At 76.6% G+C, this 22,165-nt stretch carries 20 protein-coding genes and 1 pseudogene; 11 read left to right on the forward strand and 10 right to left on the reverse strand.

Annotated elements, in window-relative coordinates; all coding sequences use genetic code 11:
• Positions 1 to 271 precede the first annotated feature (271 nt).
• Positions 272 to 1,105 (forward strand): DUF3097 domain-containing protein, encoded by an 834-nt coding sequence (locus LY71_RS20745; protein ID WP_106281472.1) that lies wholly within the window; start codon positions 272 to 274, stop codon positions 1,103 to 1,105.
• A 94-nt stretch (positions 1,106 to 1,199) separates the two neighbouring features.
• Here the strand turns inward: LY71_RS20745 and LY71_RS20750 are convergent, their stop codons facing one another.
• Both LY71_RS20750 and LY71_RS20755 read right to left on the reverse strand, forming a co-directional pair.
• Positions 1,200 to 2,039, reverse strand: a complete 840-nt coding sequence (locus tag LY71_RS20750; RefSeq protein WP_106281336.1) for an aldo/keto reductase — start codon at positions 2,037 to 2,039, stop codon at positions 1,200 to 1,202.
• A 73-nt stretch (positions 2,040 to 2,112) separates the two neighbouring features.
• Positions 2,113 to 3,396, reverse strand: coding sequence for an MFS transporter (locus tag LY71_RS20755; RefSeq protein WP_106281338.1), 1,284 nt, complete (start codon positions 3,394 to 3,396; stop codon positions 2,113 to 2,115).
• A 192-nt stretch (positions 3,397 to 3,588) separates the two neighbouring features.
• On the opposite strand from LY71_RS20755, the gene LY71_RS20760 reads away from it, so the two are divergent.
• The 6 genes from LY71_RS20760 to LY71_RS20785 all read left to right on the forward strand — a co-directional run bounded on the left by LY71_RS20760 (position 3,589) and on the right by LY71_RS20785 (position 8,639).
• Positions 3,589 to 4,458: a hypothetical protein gene (locus LY71_RS20760; RefSeq protein WP_106281340.1), complete on the forward strand. Its 870-nt coding sequence runs from the start codon at positions 3,589 to 3,591 to the stop codon at positions 4,456 to 4,458.
• Between the two features lie 146 nt (positions 4,459 to 4,604).
• Positions 4,605 to 5,669, forward strand: coding sequence for a GTP 3',8-cyclase MoaA (gene moaA, locus LY71_RS20765; protein ID WP_106281342.1), 1,065 nt, complete (start codon positions 4,605 to 4,607; stop codon positions 5,667 to 5,669).
• A gap of 6 nt (positions 5,670 to 5,675) precedes the next feature.
• Positions 5,676 to 5,924 (forward strand): MoaD/ThiS family protein, encoded by a 249-nt coding sequence (locus LY71_RS20770; RefSeq protein WP_106281344.1) that lies wholly within the window; start codon positions 5,676 to 5,678, stop codon positions 5,922 to 5,924.
• A 69-nt stretch (positions 5,925 to 5,993) separates the two neighbouring features.
• Positions 5,994 to 7,382: a hemolysin family protein gene (locus tag LY71_RS20775; RefSeq protein WP_106281346.1), complete on the forward strand. Its 1,389-nt coding sequence runs from the start codon at positions 5,994 to 5,996 to the stop codon at positions 7,380 to 7,382.
• Positions 7,375 to 8,424: a hemolysin family protein gene (locus LY71_RS20780; RefSeq protein WP_106281348.1), complete on the forward strand. Its 1,050-nt coding sequence runs from the start codon at positions 7,375 to 7,377 to the stop codon at positions 8,422 to 8,424. The genes LY71_RS20775 and LY71_RS20780 overlap by 8 nt, the downstream gene beginning before the upstream one ends.
• Positions 8,421 to 8,639, forward strand: a complete 219-nt coding sequence (locus LY71_RS20785; RefSeq protein WP_106281350.1) for a hypothetical protein — start codon at positions 8,421 to 8,423, stop codon at positions 8,637 to 8,639. The genes LY71_RS20780 and LY71_RS20785 overlap by 4 nt, the downstream gene beginning before the upstream one ends.
• Positions 8,640 to 8,655: 16 nt before the next feature.
• On the opposite strand, the gene LY71_RS20790 is transcribed toward LY71_RS20785, so the two are convergent.
• The 8 genes and pseudogenes from LY71_RS20790 to LY71_RS20820 form a co-directional block, all read right to left on the reverse strand.
• Entirely contained in the window at positions 8,656 to 10,236 is a 1,581-nt protein-coding gene (locus LY71_RS20790) for a SpoIIE family protein phosphatase (RefSeq protein WP_245888153.1), read from the reverse strand.
• A 150-nt stretch (positions 10,237 to 10,386) separates the two neighbouring features.
• Complete coding sequence (locus LY71_RS20795; RefSeq protein ID WP_106281352.1) at positions 10,387 to 10,812, reverse strand: molybdenum cofactor biosynthesis protein MoaE; 426 nt, start codon at positions 10,810 to 10,812, stop codon at positions 10,387 to 10,389.
• Positions 10,809 to 11,390 (reverse strand): nucleotidyltransferase family protein, encoded by a 582-nt coding sequence (locus LY71_RS20800; RefSeq protein WP_106281354.1) that lies wholly within the window; start codon positions 11,388 to 11,390, stop codon positions 10,809 to 10,811. The genes LY71_RS20795 and LY71_RS20800 overlap by 4 nt, the downstream gene beginning before the upstream one ends.
• A 28-nt stretch (positions 11,391 to 11,418) precedes the next feature.
• Entirely contained in the window at positions 11,419 to 11,904 is a 486-nt protein-coding gene (locus LY71_RS24750) for a TOBE domain-containing protein (RefSeq protein ID WP_425433038.1), read from the reverse strand.
• A gap of 90 nt (positions 11,905 to 11,994) precedes the next feature.
• Positions 11,995 to 12,438 (reverse strand): annotated as a pseudogene (locus tag LY71_RS24755) (ATP-binding cassette domain-containing protein); the annotation flags it as partial.
• Positions 12,439 to 12,467: 29 nt separating this feature from the next.
• Positions 12,468 to 13,262 carry an ABC transporter permease gene (locus LY71_RS20810; protein ID WP_106281358.1) on the reverse strand — a complete coding sequence of 265 codons (795 nt, stop codon included), beginning with the start codon at positions 13,260 to 13,262 and terminating at the stop codon, positions 12,468 to 12,470.
• Entirely contained in the window at positions 13,259 to 14,050 is a 792-nt protein-coding gene (gene modA / locus LY71_RS20815; RefSeq protein ID WP_106281360.1) for a molybdate ABC transporter substrate-binding protein, read from the reverse strand. The genes LY71_RS20810 and modA overlap by 4 nt, the downstream gene beginning before the upstream one ends.
• Before the next feature lie 65 nt (positions 14,051 to 14,115).
• Positions 14,116 to 14,511 (reverse strand): TOBE domain-containing protein, encoded by a 396-nt coding sequence (locus LY71_RS20820; RefSeq protein ID WP_106281362.1) that lies wholly within the window; start codon positions 14,509 to 14,511, stop codon positions 14,116 to 14,118.
• A gap of 115 nt (positions 14,512 to 14,626) precedes the next feature.
• Between LY71_RS20820 and LY71_RS20825 the strand changes: the two genes are divergently transcribed.
• The 4 genes from LY71_RS20825 to LY71_RS20840 all read left to right on the forward strand — a co-directional run bounded on the left by LY71_RS20825 (position 14,627) and on the right by LY71_RS20840 (position 22,098).
• Positions 14,627 to 16,954: a putative bifunctional diguanylate cyclase/phosphodiesterase gene (locus tag LY71_RS20825; RefSeq protein ID WP_106281364.1), complete on the forward strand. Its 2,328-nt coding sequence runs from the start codon at positions 14,627 to 14,629 to the stop codon at positions 16,952 to 16,954.
• A gap of 82 nt (positions 16,955 to 17,036) precedes the next feature.
• Positions 17,037 to 18,266, forward strand: a complete 1,230-nt coding sequence (locus tag LY71_RS24575; RefSeq protein ID WP_106281366.1) for a DUF2786 domain-containing protein — start codon at positions 17,037 to 17,039, stop codon at positions 18,264 to 18,266.
• 286 nt (positions 18,267 to 18,552) lie between these two features.
• Entirely contained in the window at positions 18,553 to 20,307 is a 1,755-nt protein-coding gene (locus tag LY71_RS20835; RefSeq protein ID WP_106281368.1) for an HNH endonuclease signature motif containing protein, read from the forward strand.
• Between the two features lie 78 nt (positions 20,308 to 20,385).
• Positions 20,386 to 22,098 (forward strand): RecQ family ATP-dependent DNA helicase, encoded by a 1,713-nt coding sequence (locus LY71_RS20840; RefSeq protein ID WP_281261627.1) that lies wholly within the window; start codon positions 20,386 to 20,388, stop codon positions 22,096 to 22,098.
• The last annotated feature ends 67 nt before the right edge of the window (positions 22,099 to 22,165 follow it).

A 22,165-nucleotide genomic window follows, 5' to 3' on the forward strand; every position in this document is an offset into this window, starting at 1 on the left:
ACCGGGGAGGACGGGCCGAAACGGGCCGAGTCGATCTCTCTTGCCGCGGACAGCGGGTGACGGCCGCCGCCGGCGCCCGGACCCCCGGTCCCGCCCGGCCGGGACGGCGCGTCTTCGCAGGTCACCGCGCCGTGAGCGGCACGCGGACGGCGTCGCCCGGACCCCGACGCGTCGTCACGCTCCGCGAGCACCGGGCCGTCCGGGCGTGTCGCGCACCCGGCTCACGGCGCGCCGCCACCGTGCGGGCGCCGTCATCGGCTCTCCTGGGGTCGTGCCGCCCCGCTCCCCCTACGACAGCCTGGTGCACCCCCGCACGGTGAAGAAGCCGCCGCCGCAGGTGGCCGCCGAGCGCGACCTCGTGGTCGAGGACCCCAGCTCGGGGTTCGTCGGCGCCGTCGTGCGCTGCGAGAAGGACGTCGTCCACCTCGAGGACCGGTTCGGCAAGGTGCGCGCCTACCCCCTGGGTCCGGGCTTCTGGGTCGACGGCCGGCCGGTCGTGCTCGTGCGCCCCACGCCGAAGGGGCCCGCGACGCCCACCCGCAGTGCCTCCGGTTCGACCTACGTCGCCGGTGCGCGCGCCCGCGTCGCCCGCGAGGGCCGCATCTACGTCGAGGGCAAGCACGACGCCGAGCTGGTGGAGAAGGTCTGGGGCCACGACCTGCGCATCGAGGGCGTCGTCGTGGAGCCGCTGCACGGCGTCGACGACCTGCCCGGCATCGTCCGCGACTTCCGCCCGTCGGAGGGACGGCGCCTGGGCGTGCTGGTCGACCACCTGGTGCGCGGGTCGAAGGAGTCCCGGATCGCCGCCGAGGTCATGAGGGCGGGGTCCGGGGCCCCCGGCGAGCACGCGCTCGTGGTCGGCCACCCGTTCATCGACATCTGGCAGGCGGTCAAGCCGTCCGTCGTCGGCATCCGGGAGTGGCCGACGGTGCCGAGGGGCGAGGACTGGAAGACCGGCGTCTGCCGCCGGCTGGGCTGGGAGGACGACACGGGCTACGTCTGGGCGCAGCGCGTCCTGGCGCGGGTGCGCACCTGGACCGACCTCGAGCCGGCCCTCATCGGCCGCGTCGAGGAGCTCATCGACTTCGTGACGACGACACCCTGATCCTCCGGATCACACCGCGACCAGCCCTCCGGGACCCGGGGACGACGACGGCCGCCGCCCCGCGAGGGGACGGCGGCCGTCGGGGCGCTGCAGGTCAGCGGGGCACGTAGTCGAACGTGTCCGGGTCGGGGCCGGTGCGCTCGCCGCGGTCGAGGCCGGTGAGCGCGGCCATGTCGCCGGTGTCGAGCTCGAAGTCGAACAGCGCGAAGTTCTCCTCGACCCGGCTGCGGGTCACCGACTTCGGGAAGACGACGTCGCCGCGCTGCACGTGCCAGCGCAGCACGACCTGCGCCGGCGTGCGCTCCAGCTTCTCGGCGATGCGGGTGACCACCGGGTCGCCGAGCACCTTGCCCTGCGCGATCGGCGACCAGGCCTCGGTGACGATCTCGTGGTCGGCGTCGAAGGCGCGCACCTCGTCGTTGGCGAGGTAGGGGTGCACCTCGATCTGGTTGACCGCCGGGCGCACCTCGGTCTCGCCGAAGAGCCGGCGCAGGTGGTGCGGGTTGAAGTTGGAGACGCCGATCGCCCGGCAGCGGCCGCCGGCGTAGATCTCCTCCATGGCCTTCCACGTCTCGACGTAGTCGACGTCGATCGTCGGCAGCGGCCAGTGGATCAGGAACAGGTCGAGCTGGTCGAAGCCGAGGTCGGCCAGCGTCTGGTCGAAGGCGCGCAGCGCGTCGTCGCGGCGGTGGAAGCCGTTGTTGAGCTTGCTGGTGACGAACACCTCGGACCGGTCGATGCCGGACTCGCGGACGGCCTGCCCGACCTCCTTCTCGTTGCCGTACATCTCGGCGGTGTCGATGTGCCGGTAGCCGACCTCGAGCGCGGTGCGCGTCGCCTCGACGGTCTCCTCGGGCGGGATCTGGTAGACGCCGAAGCCCAGCTGCGGGATCTCGACGCCGTTGTTCAGGCGGATGGTGGGCACGGTGGCCACGGGCTGCCCCTCTCGGTGGTGGACGGTGGGCGGCGCGGCATCCGGTGGCGCGCCAGGCTCCCGTCCCGTCCGCCTACCCGCCGACCGCGTCCCCAACCCGTGACACGGCTCCCTCGGCCGGAGCCGCCGGACGGGTGCGCAGCAGCGGCGCCCCGGCCAGCGCGATGAGCGCGGCCGCGGCGGCCGCCAGCGCCGGGACGGCGAACGCCCGCTGCGCGCCCCACGCGTCGACGGCGGCACCGGCCAGCGCCGAGCCCGCGGTGACGCCGAGCGTCAGCCCGGTGTTGGTCCAGGCCAGCGCCTCGGTGAGCGCGGCCCGCGGCACCCGCGACTCGGCCAGCGAGGCCCCCGACACCAGCACGGGGGCGACGGCGAGCCCGGCGAGGAACCCGGCGCCGACCAGCAGCGGCAGCGAGGACACCGCCCACAGCGCCTGCGCGGCCAGCCCGAAGGCGACGGCCGTGACGAGGAAGCGCGCGGCCAGCGAGCCGCGCAGCCGGGCGACGCCGTAGGCCAGGCCGGCCAGCAGGCTCCCGCCGGCGTAGAGGGCCAGCGCCAGGCCCGCGAGCGCCGGCGCGCCGACCGACTCGGCGAAGCCCACGACGACGACGTCCATGGCGCCGAAGACGGTGCCGACCCCGAGGTAGGCGGCGCACACGACGAGCACCGCCGGGGTGAGCGCGGCCGTCCGCCGGGGCGCCGCGCCGCCGGTGGTGCCGGCCGCGACCGGCACCACCGCTGGCTCGGTGCCCCGCTGGCGGGCGAGCCACAGGCCGCCGACCGTGCCGAGCACGATGCCGGTGGTGAACCCGGCCGCCGGCGCCACCAGCGTGCCGAGCACGGTGACCAGCGGCGGGCCGACGACGAACACCACCTCGTCGACGACGGCCTCGAAGGCGAAGGCGGTCTGCCGGCGCTCGGCGTCGGCCAGGGCGGCCGCCCACCGGGACCGCACCATCGCGCCGATGTTGGGCAGGCTCGCCCCGGTCAGCGCGGCGAGCAGGAACCAGGTCCAGGTCGGCGCGTCCCCGACGACGACGGCCACCAGCGACAGGCCGGTGACCAGGTAGGCGGCCATCGCCCGGCGGAGCACGGCGCCCTGCCCGCGGCGGTCCATCGCCCGCGACCACAGCGGCCCGGCGACGGCGGCCGAGAGCGCCAGCGTCCCGGAGACGGCGCCGGCCAGCGCGTAGCTGCCGGAGTAGCCCTCGACGAGCAGCACGGCGCCCAGGCCCAGCATCGGCAGCGGCAGGCGCGCGACCCAGCCGGCGAGGGAGAACCAGGCCGCACCGGGGACGGCGCGGAACAGGTGGGCGTACGGACCCAGCAGGGGACCGAGGACGGTGCGGGGTGACACGGGTTCTCTCGCGCTTCCTGGCCACAGGCGAGTGCGGGGGTGCCCGCCGGACCCTCGGGTGGCGTCCTCGACCGTAGCCAACGGCCTCGCCCGGCGTCGTCCCGGTTTCGCCCGGACCCGCGTGTCGCCGCCCAGGTGCATGAAGCTTCATGCACTCTGGGTGACGTCCCGCACACCGTCCGAAGGAGCCCCGTGGCGCCCTCCCCGCGGCAGCACCGCCCGCTGCCCCTCCGCCCCCTGCTGGTCCTGCTGCTCGCGCTGACCGCCCTGCTCGCCCCCGGCACCGCGTGGGCCGGCGGCGACGACGGCGCCGGCGAGGGCGGCAGCGCCGGCGGCGACTTCTCGGTCACCGTCAACGGCCGGACCTACGACCCCGCCGCCGGTCGCGAGACCCGCCTGCAGGGCGTGACGCCGACCGGGCCGATCGTCGTCCGCGGGACGCACGTCACCTACAGGATCGACCCGGCGACGCTGGGTGTCTACGACTACACGCTGACCGGTGCACCGAGCCCGGAGCGCATGGTCACCGCCCCCACCGTCGTGTTCGCCTCCAAGGTCCCCGTCCTCACCGCGGCCCAGCTGCGCGGCGTGCGGATCAGCGACCTGCGGCTGCGCGACGACGTCCTGGTGACCGAGTTCAGCACCGCCGCCGGGAAGTTCAAGGTCCAGTCGAAGGACGCCCCGCAGGGCGGCATCTTCCAGGTGGAGCAGGAGTTCGGCACCGCCGTCGAGTACGTGCACACCCTCGGCGCCGGCCTCTTCTACTTCGTGAACGAGTACACCGGGAAGATCAACTTCGGCGACGGCGTCCCCGCCGACGCGACCCACCAGATGCTGCTGGGCAAGGACAGCCCGCAGGTGGCCACCAAGCTCGAGCAGACCGCCACCACCACCCGCTGGTCGGTCGCCTCGGGCGGCCGGATGGGCGGCGTGCTGGGCGAGGACGCGGTCGAGCTGTCGGCCGGCGCCACCAACTGCACCACCGACTGCCAGGCCCGCAACCGCATCCAGGGCTCCGTGCCGGTGCCGCCGGACCCGACCGCCCCCACCCCGATCGGCTGAACCACCGCCGGCGTGCAACGTCGGTGCAGCGCTCCGCATCCGCGGACGCGGCAGGGGAACCCCGTCGCGTCCGCGGATGCGGTGTTTCCGGACCCGATCCGTACGGGACGGGGACGCGCCCCGGTTCCGCCACTACATTCGCAGGCGTGAGCGCCACACCCCTCCCCGACCCCCGGACCCGGCCGTCCGACGGCGTCCCGAGCGGTGTTGCGCCGGGGACCGGCGGGCTGGTCGACCGGCACGGCCGGGTCGCCACCGACCTGCGCGTCTCGCTGACCGACCGCTGCAACCTGCGCTGCACGTACTGCATGCCGCCCGAGGGGCTGCAGTGGCTGCCCAAGGTCGAGCAGCTCACCGACGACGAGGTCGCCCGGCTGGTCCGCATCGGCGTCGAGGAGCTCGGCATCCGCGAGGTGCGCTTCACCGGCGGCGAGCCGCTGCTGCGCCCGGGCCTGGTCGGCATCGTCGCGGCGGCCACCGCCCTCACCCCGCGCCCCGAGGTCAGCCTCACCACCAACGCCATCGGCCTGGCCCGGGTCGCGCCGGCCCTCGCCGAGGCCGGCCTCGACCGGATCAACGTCAGCCTCGACACCCTCGACCGCGGGCGGTTCCGGCAGCTCACCCACCGCGACCGGCTCCACGACGTCCTCGCGGGCCTGCGGGCCGCGCACGACGCCGGGCTGACCCCGGTGAAGGTCAACGCCGTCCTGCTGCGCGGGATCAACGAGGACGACGCCGTCCCCCTGCTCGACTTCTGCCTCGAGCACGGCTACCAGCTGCGCTTCATCGAGCAGATGCCGCTCGACGCCCACCACGCGTGGACCCGCGGCGAGATGGTCACCGCCGAGGACATCCTGGAGCGGCTCTCGGCGGCGCACGTGCTCGAGCCCGACACCGAGGAGCGCGGCTCGGCCCCTGCCGAGCGCTGGCTGGTCGACGGCGGCCCGGCCACCGTCGGGGTCATCGCCTCGGTCACCCGCTCCTTCTGCGGCACCTGCGACCGCACCCGGCTCACCGCCGACGGGCAGATCCGCAACTGCCTGTTCGCCCGCGAGGAGTCCGACCTCCGGACGGCGATGCGCGAGGGCGCCACCGACGCCGAGCTCGCCGACCGCTGGCGGATCGCCACGCTGGCCAAGCTCCCCGGCCACGGCATCGACGACCCGAGCTTCCTGCAGCCGAGCCGGCCCATGTCGGCGATCGGCGGCTGAGCGGCCGTGAGCGGGACCGTCACCGTCCGCTACTTCGCCGGCGCCCGCGCGGCGGCCGGCGTGGACACCGAGACCTGCGCGGCCGGCACGCTGGAGGAGCTGGTCGGCGCGATCGTGGCGGTCCACGGCGAGCGGCTGGAGCGGGTGCTCACCGCCTGCTCGTTCCTGGTCGACGGAACGCAGACGCGCGACCGTGCGTTGCAGCTGGCACCCGGGGCGGTCGTCGACGTGCTGCCCCCCTTCGCCGGAGGATGACCGCCCCCTCGTGAGCTCGCCTCACCATACGAGCCGTCCCCTGCCCTCCCCCGCCGCCCAGGTCACCCCGTGATCGAGTGGCTGCTGGTCCTCGTCGGCGTGGCGCTGGTCCTGGCCTGCGCCGGCTTCGTCGCCTTCGAGTTCGCCCTGGTGACCGTCGACCGGGCCACCGTCGAGCGCGAGGCCGCCGAGGGCGTGCGCGGGTCGCCCGGCGTGCTCGCCGCGCTGCGCACCCTGTCCACCCAGCTCTCGGGCGCCCAGCTGGGCATCACCGTCACCAACCTGGCCATCGGCTTCGTCGCCGAGCCCTCCATCGCGGCCCTGCTGCGCGGGCCGCTGGAGTCGGTCGGCCTCTCCGGCGCGGCGGCCCGGTCGGTGTCGATCACCCTCGCCCTGGTCCTGGCCACCGTGCTGACCATGGTGGTCGGCGAGCTGGTGCCCAAGAACGTGGCGATCAGCGAGCCGCTGCGCACCGCGAAGGCCGTGTCGGGCTTCCAGCGGGGCTTCACCCGGGCCACGTCGCCGGTCATCCGGCTGCTCAACGGCGGGGCGAACGTCCTGCTGCGCCGGCTGTTCGGCGTCGAGCCCCAGGAGGAGCTGGCCTCGGCCCGCTCACCCGAGGAGCTGACCTCGCTGGTCCGCCGCTCGGGCCGCCAGGGCACGCTGCCGGCCGAGACCGCGGTGCTGCTCGAGCGCGGCCTGGCCTTCGGCGAGCTGCGCGCCAGCGACGCCGCCACCCCGCGCACGCGGATGACCACCGTGGACGCCGAGGCGCCGGTCGCCGCGGTGCTCACCGTCGCCCGCGAGTCCGGCCACTCCCGCTTCCCGGTCGTCTCGGCCGCCGGTGTCGACGACGTCGTGGGGATGGTGCACGTGAAACACGCCCTCGCCGTCGCCCGTGACCGGCGCGAGGGGACCCCGGTGTCGGCGGTGATGCTGCCGGCGCTGTTCGTGCCGACGTCGCGCCGGCTCGACGACCTGCTCGGCGACCTGCGCCGCGGCGGCCTGCAGATGGCCGTCGTCGTCGACGAGTACGGCGGCACCGACGGCGTGGTGACCGTGGAGGACCTCGTCGAGGAGCTCGTCGGCGACCTCACCGACGAGCACGACACCGACAGCGGCGACGACGTCGTCGACCGCGGCGACGGCACCTGGTCGGTGTCGGGCCTGCTGCGGCCCGACGAGGTCGCGGCGGCCACCGGCCTGGCGGTGCCCGCCGACCGGCACTACGAGACCCTGGGCGGGCTGGTGCTGCACGTGCTGGGCCGCATCCCCGACGTCGGCGACCGGATCGAGGCGCGCCCTCCCCTGCCGCCGGAGCTGGCCGCCGAGGCTGAGGGCCTGCCGCCCGGCGTGTGGGTGCGCGTCGAGCGGGTCGACGGCACCCGCGTCGAGCGGGCCGTCGTCGGCGCGCTGCCGGCGACGTCCGGCGAGGAGCAGGAGGCCGGCCGTGGGTGACTGGGTCGGCGTGCTGGTCGCCGTCGTGCTGCTGCTGGCCAACGCCTTCTTCGTGGGCGCGGAGTTCGCGCTCATCTCCGCGCGCCGCTCGTCGGTCGAGCCCCTCGCCGAGGCCGGCTCGCGCCGCGCCCGGACGACGCTGGCGGCCATGGAGCGGGTGTCGCTGATGATGGCCGGCGCCCAGCTCGGCATCACCGTCTGCTCGCTGGGCCTGGGTGCCATCGGCGAGCCCGCGGTCGCGCACCTGCTGGAGCCGGTGTTCACGCTGCTCTCGGTGCCCGAGGCGCTGGTGCACCCGATCGCCTTCGTCATCGCGCTCACCGTCGTCGTGGCGCTGCACGTGGTGATCGGCGAGATGGTCCCCAAGAACCTGGCGCTGGCCGGGCCCGACCGCGCGGCCCTGCTGCTGGCGCCGCCGCTGGCCGCCGTCGTCACCGTGCTCAAGCCGGTCATCGTCGCGCTCAACGCGCTGGCCAACGGTGTGCTGCGGCTGCTGCGGGTGCAGCCCCGCGACGAGGTGGCGAGCGCGTTCACCCGCGACGAGGTGGCCGGCCTGATCGACGAGTCGCGGGCCGGCGGCCTGCTCGACGAGCGCGGCCACGAGCTGCTCACCGGCGCGCTGGGGCTGGAGGACCGCGACACCCGCTCGGTGCTCATCCCGCGCTCGGCGCTGACCGTCGTCGCCCCGGGCGAGGGCACCGCCGCCGTCGAGCGGGCGGCCGCGGCCACCGGCTTCTCCCGCTTCCCGGTGGCCGAGGGCGACCGGCTGCTCGGCTACGTCCACGTCAAGGACGTGCTGGTGCCCGACGGCGCCCCCGAGCCGCGGGTCCGCGACATCACCCGGCCGCTGCCGCGGGTGGCCGCCGCCGACGACCTGCGGCGCACCCTCGGCGTGATGCAGGCCGGGCGGGCACAGTTCGCCGCGGTGACCGATGGTGGCCGGGTGGTGGGCGTGGTGGCGCTGGAGGACATCCTGGAGGAGCTCGTGGGCGAGATCCGGGACGCTGCCCACCGGGGTCAGGAGAGGACGGGAGCGCGATGAGCTTCATCGACAGGGCCAAGGCCAAGGCGGAGGAACTGCTCGGCCGGGCCGAGGAGGTCTACGGCCAGTCGCACGGCGACGCCGCGGCCCAGGTGGCCGGGGAGGCGCACCGGCTGGAGGCGGAGGTGGAGCTCGAGGAGGAGCGCGCCGGGGAGGCCGCCCGCGGCTCCGGCACGCCCCGGCGGACCGACGAGGACGGCCGCACCGTCGGTTGACCCGCGCCGAGGGCGGTCAGCCGCCCAGGCGCAGGGCGACCAGGGCGACGTCGTCCTCGGGCCGGCCCTGCACCAGCCGCTCGATGAGCTCGTCGCAGAGCGCGCCGAGCGGCCGGTCGGCCAGCTCACGGGCGGCGGCCACCAGCCGGGCCATGCCCGCGTCGAGGTCGCTGCCGCGCCGCTCGACCAGGCCGTCGGTGTAGAGCAGCACCGTCGTCCCGGCCTCCAGGGCGACCTCCGACTCGGTGCGCGGGCTCTGCGGGTCGACGCCGAGCAGCAGGTCGCCGGGACCCTCGGGCAGCGCGACCGGGGTGCCGCAGGGCCGGAGCAGCAGCGGCGGCAGGTGCCCGGCGTTGGACCAGCACATCCGCGTGCGCCCGGCCGCGGCGTCCTGCGGCGTCCGCTCGAAGCGGGCGACGGCGGCGGTGGCCAGGGTGTCGACGCCGAGGGTGGCCATCGCGGTGTCCAGCCCGCGCAGCACCTCGGCCGGGCCGGCGTCGCTGTAGACGGCGATGCCGCGCAGCAGCGAGCGCAGCTGGCCCATCGCCGCGGCCGCCGCGGTGTCGTGCCCGACGACGTCACCGATGACCAGCGTGGTGCCCCCGCCGGGCTGCACGAAGGCGTCATACCAGTCGCCGCCGACCCGGGCGGCCTCGGCGGCCGGGGTGTAGCGCACCGCGATCCGGCCGAGCTCCGACCGGCGCGGGCGGGTGAGCAGGCTGCGCTGCAGCGCCTCGGCCAGCTGGCGCTGGCGGGCGAAGAGCCGGACGTTGTCGAGCGCCAGGCCCACCCGGCCGGCCACCTCGCGGGCGGTGAGCGGGTCGACCGGGGTGGCGCCGGCGAGGAAGGTCAGCGCGCCGATGACCCGCTCGCGGCCGGGCAGCGGCACGGCGAGCACCGCGGGGGTGCCCAGCGTGCGGTAGAGCCCGTGCGCCTCCGAGTCGGGCATGGCGGCCAGCACGTCGGCGCCGTCGGCGGCCACGGTCTGCCCGGCCAGCGCCCGCACCACCGGCGCCGCCGCGGGCATGGCGGGCAGCCGCACCGCGGCGTAGCGGGCCAGGACGTCGCGGAGGGCCGGGTCGCGGTGCCACGACCCCAGGTCGCGGGGGCGTCCCTCGTCGTCGAGCACGGTGAGCAGGCAGCCCTCGCCGAGCTCGGGCACCACCAGGCGCGGGATGCGGCGCACCGCCTCGGCCAGGTCCAGCGTGCCGGTCAGCTCGGCGCCCACCCGGGCCAGCAGCGCGAGCCGGTCCTGCGCCAGCCGGCGGTCGGTGACGTCGGAGAGGTACAGCGCGAGGCCGCCGGCGGCCAGCGGCACGGCGCGGACCTCGAACCAGCGGTCCAGCGGCGCGGGGTGGAAGGCCTCGACGGTCTGCGCGTGCCCGGTGGCGACGGCCTGGCGGTAGGCGCGGCCGAACTCGCTGTCCACGGTGGCCGGGAAGGCCGCCCACCAGTCGGTGCCGACCAGCTCGTCCCAGGTCCGGCCGAGGACGGCCTCACCGGCGGCGTTGACGTAGGTGACCCGCCAGGCGGCGTCGACGGAGACGTAGCAGAGCGGCATCGCCTCCAGGTGGGCGTCCCGCTGCGGCGCGACCACGGGCCTGCACCTCCCGTCCGCTGCGGTGACGTGCCCCCGAGACCGCGCCCCACCCTTGGAGCCAGCGCCTGTTGTGCCACGGGCGACCGGCCGGGTCAAGGACCTCGGCCGCACCCACGGCCACGGTCCGGTCACGGGTCACGGGTGCCCTCAGGGGCAGGCGACCCACTCCTCGGCGCCGTCGGTGAAGACCTGCCGCTTCCAGATCGGCAGCCGCGCCTTGACCTCGTCGACGAGCTCGGCGCAGGCACGGAAGGCCTCGCCGCGGTGTGCCGCGCTGACCGCGCAGGCGAGGGCCACGTCACCGATGCCCAGCAGCCCCACCCGGTGGGAGACGGCGACCGCGCGCACCTCGGGCCGCGCGGCGAACTCCTCGGCCAGCTCGACGATGACCGCCTCGGCGGTGGGGTGCCCGACGTACTCGAGCTCGGTCACCGACCGGCCGCCGTCGGTGTCGCGGACGACCCCGGAGAAGGAGACGACAGCGCCGGCACCGCGGTCGGACACCGCCTGCTCGTGCTCGGCGACCGACAGCGGCTCGTCGACGACTCGGGCGATGAGGAGGCCGGCGGTCACGGCGCCGAAGCTACCCCGCCGGGCGGCACGTCGAGGTCGACCGGGTCGGCCAGGCCGGTGCAGTCGACCTCGGTGACGGCGTGCGCGGACAGGTAGCGGCGGGCGCCCTCGTCGCCGGTCGCGGTGGCGGCCACCCCGGCCCAGTGCTCGCGCCCGAGCAGCACCGGGTGGCCGCGGACGCCGTCGTAGGCGGCCACCGCCAGCGCGTCCGGAGCGGCGTGCGCGGCGACCGCGCGCAGCGCCTCCGGCGTCATCCCCGGCGTGTCCACCAGCGTGACCAGCGCGGCGTCGACCGCCCCGGGCCAGCCGCGCAGCCCGTCGAGGCCGGTGCGCAGGCTCGAGGCCATGCCGGTCCCCCAGTCGCGGTTGGCCAGCACGGTGGCGCCGGTGAGGTCGGCGGTGCGCCAGACCTCCACCGCGCGGGCGCCGAGGACGACGAGCACCGGGTCGCACACCGCCCGCGCCGTCCGCACCGCCCGCTCGACCAGCAAGCTGCCCCCATACTCGACCAGCGCCTTGGGCATCCCGTAGCGGCGGCCCCCGCCCGCGGCGAGGACCAGCCCGGCGACCGTGCTCATGCCCCCCACCCTTGCAGCGCGCCCCGTCTCAGCGCGCGTAGACGGTGACCTCGGAGGCCTTGACCACCGCCCACACCGGCGAGCCCGGGGCCAGCCCCAGCTCGGCGAACGCGGTCGCGGTGACGTCGGCGAGCAGCGGCACCTCGCCGTCGAGCTCGCAGCGCACCGTGGAGCCGTGGGGCGTCGCGCCGGCCACCCGCGCCGGCCAGGCGTTGCGCGGGCTGCCTCCCGGCCGCGACGGGTAGAGCGCCACCGACTCCGGGCGGATGGCCACCAGCACGGGGCCGGCCGCGGGCTCGGCGACGGCGACCACCCCGCCGCCGGCCAGCCGCACGGCCAGCCCCTCCCCCGTGCCCGGCAGCAGCGAGAGCCCGACCAGCCGGGCGACGTAGTCGGTGCGCGGGTGCCGGGCGACGTCGGCCGGCGTCCCGGCCTGCACCACGGCGCCGTCCTCGACCACGAGCACCCGGTCGGCCAGTGCCGTCGCGTCCACGGGGTCGTGGGTGACCAGCACGGTGCTGCCGCCGAACTCGGCGAGGTGCCGGCGCAGCTCGGCGCGGACGGCCAGCCGGGTCCGGGCGTCCAGCGCCGACAGCGGCTCGTCGAGCAGCAGCAGCGCGGGGTCGCCGACCAGTGCGCGGGCCAGTGCCGCGCGCTGCGCCTGCCCGCCGGAGAGCTGCCCGGGCCGGCGGGCGCCCAGGTCGGCCAGCCCGACGCGGTCGAGCCAGGCGGCCGCCGCCTCCCGCGCCGCGGCCCTCGACGCCCCGCGCGTGCGGGGGCCGAAGGCGACGTTGTCCAGCACCGACAGGTGCGGGAACAGCAGGTGGTCCTGGAAGACCATCCCGAGCGGGCGCCGGTGGGCGGGCAGGCGCACGCCGGCGTCCACGTCGTCCCACGGCCGGCCGTCGACGGCGACCCGGCCGCCGTCGGGCGGCAGCAGGCCGGCCAGCACGCGCAGCAGCGTGGACTTGCCCGCGCCGTTGGGCCCGAGGACGGCGAGCACCTCGCCGTCGGCGACGTCCAGGGCGACGTCGACGGTGAGCGGGCCCCGGCGGACGACGACGTGCGCGGCCAGCGTCACGCCGCGGCGCCCCGGCCCAGCCAGCGGTCGCGGAGCAGCAGCAGGGTGGCCACCGAGACGACCAGGAGCACCAGCGACAGCACGATCGCCGCCTGCGGGTCGCGCTGCAGGGCGAGGTAGACCGCGAGCGGCATCGTCTGCGTCGTCCCCGGGAAGTTGCCGGCGAAGGTGATCGTGGCGCCGAACTCGCCCAGCGCCCGCGCCCAGCACAGCACCGCGCCGGCCGCGACGCCGGGCGCGACCAGCGGCAGGGTGACCCGGCGGAAGGTGGTCCAACGGTCGGCGCCGAGGGTGGCGGCGGCGTCCTCGAAGCGGACGTCGGCGCCCCGCAGCGCGCCCTCGACGCTGATGACGAGGAACGGCATCGCGACGAACGTCTCGGCGATGACCACCGCGGCCGTGGTGAACGGGATGGTGATCCCGGTGGTCTCGGCCAGCCAGCTGCCGACGATGCCCTGCCGGCCCAGCACGAGGAACAGCGCGACGCCGCCGACGACCGGCGGCAGCACCAGCGGCACGGTGACCAGCGCCCGCAGCACCGCCCGCCCGCGCGCCCGCGACCGCGCGAGCACCCAGGCCAGCGGCACGCCGAGGACGACGGAGACCAGGGTGGCCAGGGTCGCCGAGACGACCGACAGCCGCAGCGCCTGCCCGACGCCGGGCGCGGTGAGCAGCGTGCCGAGCTGCGACCACGGCGTCCGGACCAGCAGCCCGGCCAGCGGGAGGACGAGGAAGGCGACCGCGAGGGCCGCGGGGACCAGCAGCGGCGCCGGGGTGCGCTCCCGCCTCACGGCGCCCGGAAGCCGGCCGCCCCGAGCGCCTGCTGCCCCTCCTCGGAGCGCACCAGGTCGACGAAGGCCCGCGCGCCCTCGGGGTTGGGCGCGGCGGCCAGCGTGCACAGCGGGTAGTCGTTGACGGCGTCCTCGGCCTCGGGGACGGCGATGCCCTCGACGGCGTCCCCGGCGGCGACGACGTCCGTGGTGTAGACCAGCGCGGCGTCGACCTCACCGAGCTCGACCTTGGTGAGCGCGGCGCGCACGTCCTCCTCCAGGGTGTCGGGGCGGGGCGTGACCCCGGCGGCGGCGAAGACGTCCGCCGAGGCCGCCCCGCAGGGCACGTCGGGGGCGCAGACGGCGACGGTGAGGTCCTCGCGGCCGAAGTCGGCCAGGCCGGTGACGCCGGCCGGGTTGCCCGCGGGGACGGCGATCTGCAGCACGTTGGCGGTGAAGACGGCCGGCTCGCCCTCGGCCAGGCCGGCGTCGGTGACCACCGCCATCTGCGTGCCGTTGGCCGAGGCGAACACGTCGGCGGGGGCGCCCTGGGTCAGCTGGGTGGCCAGCGCCGAGCTGCCGGCGAAGTTGAACTGCACGGTGAGCCCGTCGTGCTCCTCCTCCAGCCGCTGCCCGAGGTCGGTGAACACGTCGGTGAGCGAGGCGGCGGCGAAGACGGTCACCGTGCCGGTCGGGCCGCTCGCGGACGCCGCCGCCGTCGAGGCCGCAGCGTCGTCGTCGCCTCCCCCGCACCCGGCCACCACCACCGCCAGGGTCGCCAGTCCCGCCAGGATCCGCCCACTCCGCACGTGCGGGACAGTAGACGATTCAGCTCCGCTGGTGCGGCCGGCCACTCGGATGCGCTGTCCGCAGATCAGGGGACGTCGACGCTGACCTGGGTGGCCTTCACCGTCGCGACGGCGCGGACGCCGACCTCGAGGCCCAGCTCGTCGGCGGCCTCGCGGGACATCAGCGAGACCAGCCGGAAGGGCCCGGCCTGGATCTCCACCTGCGCCATCACGGTGTCGCGGACGACGCGGGTGACGATGCCGGCCAGCCGGTTGCGGGCCGACGACCCGCGGGTGGCGCCGGGCTCGGGCGCCTCGTGCAGGTCCGCGGCGAGGCGGGCGAGGTCGGCACCGTCGACGTGCGCCGGGCCGCCACCCTCGCGCGACGCGGGCAGCCGGCCGCTGTCGATCCAGCGGCGCACCGTGTCGTCGCTGACCCCGAGCAGGGCCGCGGCCTCGGCGATCCGGTAGCTGGTCGTCACCGCGGCAGGCTAGTGGCCGGCCCCGCGCGCCCCCGGGTGTAGGGCCGTCCGCCCGGGGCAGGGAGGACGCAGCCGGCGGCCGTCCGGCCGAGGGGGACAGGGGGACGCGACGAGCATGCGCCGGTGGCGCGGTCCGCTGATCGTCTCGGTGGCGTACCTGGGGCTCTGGCTGGGGCTGGACGTCGTCGCCAGCGTCTTCCAGGCTCGGCAGGAGGTGTCGCTGTGGTACCCGCCCACCGGGTTGAGCTTCGCCCTGCTGCTGGTGTTCGGGCTGCGCTACGCCCCGCTCCTGCTGCTGACCGACCCGCTGCACGGGCTGGTGGTGAGCGGGCCGGACGTGAGCTGGGTGAGCATCTGGCTCAGCGCCGTCGTCAGCACCGTCGTCTACACGACCGCGGCCTGGCTGCTGCTCCGGCGCCTGCGGATCGACCCGCGGCTGCCCGGTCAGCGCGACGTGGTCTGGCTGCTGGCGCTGGCCGCCGTCGCCGGGCCGTTCGTCGTGGCGGTCGTCCAGGTCCTGCAGTACACGGTCGCCGGGCTGCTGACCTGGGGTGAGCTGTTCCGCGGCGTCCTCGGCTTCTGGTCCGGCCGGGCCACGGGCGTCGGGGTGCTCACCCCCGCGCTGCTCGTCGCGAGCCGGGCGGTGCCCGCGCTGTGGCGGGACCGGCCGCCGCTCGACGGTCCGCCCCGGGGCGCACCCGGGCACGAGCGCCCCGTGTGGCCGGGCCGGGTCCGGCCGCGGTGGGCCGGCCGGCTCGCCGCCCGGGTGCTGGACGAGCGGCTGGAGATCGCCGGGCAGGCCACCCTGCTGCTCGCGACGGTGTACCTGGCCTACGGCGAACCGGCCGTCGGTGGGCTGGACCTGGCCTACCTGGTGTACGTGCCGCTGATCTGGATCGCGGTCCGCGGCGGGCTGCCCCGGGTGGTGTTCGCCGTCCTCGGGGCCAACGCCGTCGCCGTGGCCCTGGTCGGCCGGGACGTCGTGGACAGCCCGCTGCGGCTGCAGCTCGGGCTGGTGACCCTCACCCTGGCCGGCCTGACCCTCGGCGCGCTGGTCACCGGCCGGCAGGCCAGCGTCGCGGCCGCCGAGCACGCGGCGGTGCACGACTCGCTCACGGGGCTGGCCAACCGGGTCCTGCTGATGGACCGCCTGGAGGTCGCGGCGCACCGCGCGGAGCGCAGTCGAGACGGCCGGTTCGCGGTGCTCTACTGCGACCTCGACGGCTTCAAGGGGGTCAACGACCAGCTCGGGCACGACGCCGGCGACGAGCTGCTGGTCGCGGTCGCGCGCCGGCTGGAGGGGGCGGTGCGGCCCGGCGACCTGGTCAGCCGCCTGGGCGGTGACGAGCTCGCCGTCCTCCTCGACGGCGTGACCGGCGTCGAGGAGGCGGCCGGGGTGGCCGAGCGGCTGCTCGCCGCGCTGGCCGAGCCGTGTGCCCTCGACGGCCGGGAGGTCGTCGTGACCGGCAGCGTCGGGGTGGCGGTCGCCGACGCCGAGGGGCTGGCCCGGCCGCGGCTCCGCGAGGAGCGCGGGAGCGCGGCCGGCCCGGACGGGGACGGGCACGCCGAGGAGGTGCTCCGGGCGGCCGACATGGCCCTGCAGCGCGCCAAGGCGGCCGGGGGCAACCGCTACGAGGTCTTCAACGAGCCGCTGCGCCGGCAGACCCGGGACCGGCTGGGACTGCGCGCCGCGCTGCGCCACGCGGTGGGGGCCGGTGCGGTGACCGTCGCCTACCAGCCGATCGTGCGGGTGGCCGACGGCCGGCTGGCGGCCGTGGAGGCGCTCGCCCGGTGGCACGACCCCGAGCGCGGGGACGTCCCGGCGGCCGAGTTCATCCCCGCGGCCGAGGAGACCGGGCTGATCCACGAGCTCGGCCTGCAGGTGCTCGAGCAGGCCTGCGGCCAGGCCGCGCGGTGGCGACGGGTCTTCGGTCCCGAGGCCACGCCGCGGGTGGCGGTCAACGTCTCGACGCGTCAGCTGCTGCCGGCCGACTTCGCCCCGCGCGTCCTCGACCTGCTCGACCGCCTCGGGCTGCCCGCGGACGCCCTGGAGCTGGAGATGACCGAGTCCTGCGCCATGGAGCCGGGGTCGCGGGCGGCCCTGGAGCGCTTCACCGCGGCCGGCGTCATCCTCGCCGTGGACGACTTCGGCACGGGGTACTCCAGCTTCGCCGCGCTGCGGGAGCGGACACCGCAGGCCTTCAAGCTCGACCGCTCCTTCGTCGCGCGGCTACCGGGCGACCGTCCGACCGACGCGATCGTGTCCGCCGTCCTCGCGCTGGCCGGGCACCTGGGCGCCACCGTCACCGCCGAGGGCGTGGAGACCGAGGAGCAGCTCCGGCGTCTCCGGGAGCTGGGGTGCCCCCAGGCCCAGGGCTTCCTCCTGGGGCGGCCGGCGGGCGCGGAGCGGATCGAGCGGGACTGGCTCCGCCGTCCGCGGTGACGCTCCGGGAGGCCTGTGGACGACGGCCCGGCGTCCACAGGCCTCCCGGGTCGCGCGCGGCCGCCGGGGCAGCATCGCGGGCATGAGGACCCCGACCGCCGACGACGCCTGGCTCCGCGACCTGCTGCTCGGGGGCGACTGGCGTCCCGGCGGCGACGACACGGACGGGGTCGCCGGCGTCCTGGCCGCGCGCGACCCCGGCGTGGACGCCTCCGGCGCCGCCACCGGCGCGCTGCTGTCGGCCCTCGCCGACGTCTGGGAGCGGGGCTGGCAGCCGGCCGACGTCGCGCACGCGGTCGGCCGCGGGTCGAGCGCCCGGACGGCGCGGCTGGCGGTGGCGCTGGTCACCGAGGACGCCCGGGCGACCGACGCGGCGTCGCGGGCGCCGGAGCCGTGCCTGGCGCAGCTGGGTGAGCTCGGGGCGCTGACCGCGGGCGCCCCGGCCGTGGTCGCGGCCTGGCACCGGGCGGAGGGGCGACCGGCGGGCGAGGCGTGGCGCGAGGTGCTGCGGCTGGCGACCACGCTGCGCACGCTCCCCCGTGTGGAGCGGCTGGTGCCCCCGCCGTCCGCCTGGGGTGCCGGGAGGGAGGCAGGTCCCCGCCGTCCGGCGGTGGCGTCCCCGCGCGACGACGCACGGGTGCTGCGGCGGATCCGCGCGCTGCTGGCCAAGGCGGAGTCCACGGACTTCCCCGAGGAGGCGGAGGCTCTCACCGGCAAGGCGCAGGAGCTGATGACCCGCTACGCGGTGGACACGGCGCTCCTGGACGGCGGCACCGCACCACGCCGCGTCGACGTGGCCACCCGCCGGGTGCACGTCGTGGACCCGTACGTCCGGGCGAAGGTGCAGCTGCTCGACGTGGTCGCCCGCGCCAACGGCGTCCGGCTCGTCTGGTACCCGGACCTGGGCATCGCCACCCTGGTCGGCGTCCCCGCCGACCTCGACGCGGTCGAGCTGCTGTTCACCTCGCTGCTGCTCCAGGCGGGCCAGGCACTCGGCGCGGCCGAGCGGGCGGCACGACGGCGCTCGGCCTCCCGCTCCTTCCGACGCGCGTTCCTGCTGGGCTACGCCGGCCGTGTCGGGGAGCGGCTGACCAGCGCCCGTGAGCAGGCGACGAGGGCCGCGGCGACGGACCGCGGTGTGGACCTGCTCCCCGTGCTGCGCTCCCGGCAGGAGGCCGTCGACGAGGCGTTCACCGAGCTGTTCCCCGGCGTGCGCAGCAGCCGCAGCAGCTCGTCCGTGGACGGCGCCGGCTGGTGGGCCGGCCGCTCCGCCGCCGAGGCCGCCGACGTCGGCTCCCGCCACCTGCGGTAGCCGCCCCGGCCGCGTCTCCGCGGGAACGTGCCCGGCCGCGTCTCCGCGGGAACGTGCCCGGCCGCGTCTCCGCGGGAACGTGCCCGGCCGCGTCTCCGCGGGAACGTGCCCGGCCGCGTCTCCGCGGGAACGTGCCCGGCCGCGTCTCCGCGGGAACGTGCCCGGCCGCGTCTCCGCGGGAACGTGCCCGGCCGCGTCTCCGCGGGAACGCTACTACCGACCTGAGCTGCGGTTTCTGTCACTGTCGACACGTATTATCCGAACACGTGATCGATCAGGAGGCGTCGTGTCCGAGCCGAGCAGCACCCCGCACCCGTCCGGCAGTCCGCTGACCGAACTGGCCCGGGCCATCACCGCCGGCGCCGTCCGCCTCGCCGCCGCCACCGCTGCCTGGTTGCGCCTGGTCGCCGAGTTCGACGAGCGCGGCGGCTGGCACGGCTGGGGCACCCGCTCGTGCGGGCACTGGCTGTCCTGGCAGTGCGGGCTGGCACCGGGCGCGGCCCGCGAGCACGTCCGCGTGGCCCGGGCCCTGCAGTCCCTCCCTCTCGTCGAGGCGGCGTTCGCCGACGGGCGGCTGTCGTACTCCAAGGTGCGGGCCCTGACCCGCATTGCCGAGCCCGACACCGAGCAGCCGCTGCTCGACCTCGCCGTGACGGTCACCGCCGCCCAGCTGGAGCGCTTCGTCCGCTCCTGGCGCCGCGCCGACCGCCCGGACACCGACCGGCCCGAGAGCCGGGAGTCCTTCGACCACTCCTGGGACGACGACGGGATGCTGGTCCTCCGGCTGCGGATGCGCCCCGAGCCCGGCGCCGAGGTGCTGGCCGCCATCGAGTCGGTCGCCGAGCGCGAGGCCCGGCGCGAACGCGCGCAGAACGCACGCACCCGGGCGGCAGGGCCGGCCCAGGGCTCGGACCGGCAGGAGCGACAGGAGCTGCACCGCCGCTGCGCAGACGACGACGAGCTGGCCGGACTGGCCCGTGAGCGCAGCACCGCCCGCCGCCTGAGCGCCCTCGCCTCCCTGGCCCGCGCCGGTGTCGACGCCGACCGCCGTCCCGGTGACCCGCCCCGGCGCGAGGTCGTCGTGCACGTCGACGCCGCGGTCCTCGCCGACGACTCCGCCGCCGGACGGGCGCACCTCGACGGCGGCCCCGCCCTGACAGCGGCCCAGGCCCGGCGCGTGCTCTGCGACGCCACGGTGGTGACCATGCTGGAGCGCGGTCGCCAACCCCTCGCGCTGGGCCGCAGACGGCGGCGCGCCAGCAAGGGACAGCGCCGGGCGCTGCTGCGCCGCGACGGCGGGTGCGCGCGGCCCGGCTGCCCGGAGACGCGCATCGAGCGACTGCACGCCCACCACCTGCGGCACTGGCTCTTCGGCGGGCGCACCGACCTGACCAACCTGGTGCTGCTGTGCGACGTCGACCACGGCCTGGTGCACGACCTCGACCTGGTGATGACCCGCGTCGACGGCAGGCTCGTCGTCACCGCCCCGGACGGACGCCACGTCTGGGGCACCGCCGACGCCGCCTTCGACGGCGGCCTGGCCGGCCTCGACGACCACCCGGTCGCCGGGGACGCGGCGGACGGGCCGACGACCGCCGACCCGTTCACCGGCGTCCACCCCATCGACGCCGAGATCGGCCGCCGACCAGTGGCCGCCCGATGCCAGTCCGGTGAGGCCCAGCCGACACGGTCCGCCCAGCGGCGGCGGACGACGGCCGGACGACGAGGGTCCGGCAGCAGCCGCCCGGGTGGTCCAGCGCCCCGGCCGAGGCGCTCCCCCGCCGGTCCACGCGCCGGCCGGGCACCCGCGCGCCCGCGTCGATCGGGGTCCGTGCAGCAGGGCGTCGCTGCGATGCGCCAGGCGCTGTTCCCTGTCGGCGAGCCGTCGCTCGCCGACACGATGCCGGTGAGCGGCGAGCGGATGGACCTGCGGTACGCGGTCGGGGTCCTCATGAACCACCGCGACCTGCTCCGGCGCCTCGCGGGAGGGAACGGGGCAACCGGGAACGAGGGAACCGGACACGGGGCGCCCCACACCTGACCGCCGCGTTCCCGCGGGAACGCTCCGTGCCCATCAGCGTTCCGTTTGCCGATCTCGGGCCCCGGGCAGCGCGTGCCGGTGCCCCGAGAGAAGCAGGACAACCCCGCCGGGGGTTCGGCCTCCGTCCGGACCCGTCGGCTGAGGGAGACGGCCCGCGACGTCCTCGGCTTCGACGGGTTCCGCCCGGGCCAGGAGCAGGCCATGCAGTCCGTGCTCGCCGGCCGGGACACGCTGGCCGTGCTGCCCTCGGGCGCCGGGAAGTCGGCGGTGTACCAGGTGGCCGGGCAGCTGCTCGACGGCCCGGTGCTGGTGGTCTCCCCGCTCATCGCGCTGCAGCGCGACCAGGTCGAGCGGCTCGCCGAGCTCGGCGACGCCGTCGGCCGGGCCGCCCAGCTCAACTCCAGCCTCTCCGCCGGCGACCAGCGCGAGGCACTCGAGGGGCTGGCGGACGGAACGGTCCGCTACCTGTTCCTCGCGCCCGAGCAGCTGGCCAAGCCCGAGGTGGTCGAGGCGATCCGCGAGGCCGCACCCGCGCTGTTCGTGGTCGACGAGGCGCACTGCGTCTCCGCGTGGGGCCACGACTTCCGCCCCGACTACCTGCGGCTGGGCCAGGTCGTCGAGCAGCTCGACCACCCCACCGTGCTGGCGCTGACCGCCACCGCCGCTCCCCCGGTCCGTGCCGAGATCGTCGAGCGCCTGTCGATGCGCGACCCCGAGGTCGTCGTCGCCGGGTTCGACCGTCCCGAGATCCGGCTGGAGGTCGACCAGCACGCCGACGCGCACGCCAAGCGGCAGGCGGTGATCGACCGGGCCGCCGGCGAGGTGGAGGCCGGCCGCGGACCGGGCATCGTCTACAGCGCCACCCGCAAGGGCACCCTCGACCTCGCCGAGGCGCTCACCGACCGCGGTCTGCGCGCCCGGCCGTACCACGCGGGCCTGAAGAAGAGCGAGCGCGAGGACACCCAGCGCGCCTGGATGGACGACGAGCTCGACGTCGTCGTCGCCACCACCGCCTTCGGGATGGGCATCGACAAGCCCGGCACCCGCTTCGTCGTCCACGCCGAGCCCGCCGACTCCGTCGACAGCTACTACCAGGAGATCGGCCGGGCCGGCCGCGACGGCGAGCCCGCGCTCGCCGTCCTGGTGTACCGGCAGGAGGACCTCGGCCTGCGCCGGTTCTTCGCCGCGGGCGCGCCGGCCGAGGAAGAGCTGCAGCAGGTGGCCGGGCTGGTCGCCGCCGCGCCGGCCGCGGGCGTGGACGACGGCGTCGACGTCAAGCAGCTGCGCGAGGAGACCGGCCGCCCGGCCACCCCGCTGGCCCGCGACCTCAACCTGCTCGAGCAGGTGTCGGCCGTCGTCCTCGACGAGGAGGGCGCCGCCCACCCGGCCGAGGGTGCTCCGGCGCCCGGCGAGGCCGCCCGCGCGGCCCGCGAGCTGGCCGAGCACCACGAGCGCGTCGACCAGAGCCGCGTGGAGATGATGCGCGGCTACGCCGAGACCACCGAGTGCCGCCGCCAGTACCTGCTCGGCTACTTCGGCGAGCAGCTCGAGGAGCAGTGCGGCAACTGCGACAACTGCTCGGCCGGCACCTCCCACGAGCAGCCCGCCGGGGGGGACGCCGACACCCCGTTCCCGCCCGAGACCCCGGTGGTGCACACCGAGTGGGGCGCCGGCGTGGTCATGCGGGTGGAGGACGACCGCGTCGTGGTCCTCTTCGAGGAGGTCGGCTACAAGACGCTGGCGCTCGCCGCGGTCGAGCGCAACGACCTGCTGCAGGTCCGCGGCGGCTGAGCAGCGGTCGCCGGGTCCACCCCATCGGGCGCTCGCCCTGCGCGACCGCCCCGGCACGTCGATGATC

It is taken from the genome of Geodermatophilus tzadiensis, from assembly GCF_003002915.1.
GTDB classification, from domain to species: Bacteria; Actinomycetota; Actinomycetes; order Mycobacteriales; family Geodermatophilaceae; genus Geodermatophilus; species Geodermatophilus tzadiensis.

What these genes read in the sequence shown, in the direction of transcription:
- LY71_RS20785 (WP_106281350.1), top strand. Translation starts at nt 8,421, where the DNA reads ATGAGCTTCATCGACAGGGCCAAGGCCAAGGCGGAGGAACTGCTCGGC.
- LY71_RS20800 (WP_106281354.1), bottom strand. Translation starts at nt 11,390, where the DNA reads ATGAGCACGGTCGCCGGGCTGGTCCTCGCCGCGGGCGGGGGCCGCCGC.
- LY71_RS20825 (WP_106281364.1), top strand. Translation starts at nt 14,627, where the DNA reads ATGCGCCGGTGGCGCGGTCCGCTGATCGTCTCGGTGGCGTACCTGGGG.
- LY71_RS24575 (WP_106281366.1), top strand. Translation starts at nt 17,037, where the DNA reads ATGAGGACCCCGACCGCCGACGACGCCTGGCTCCGCGACCTGCTGCTC.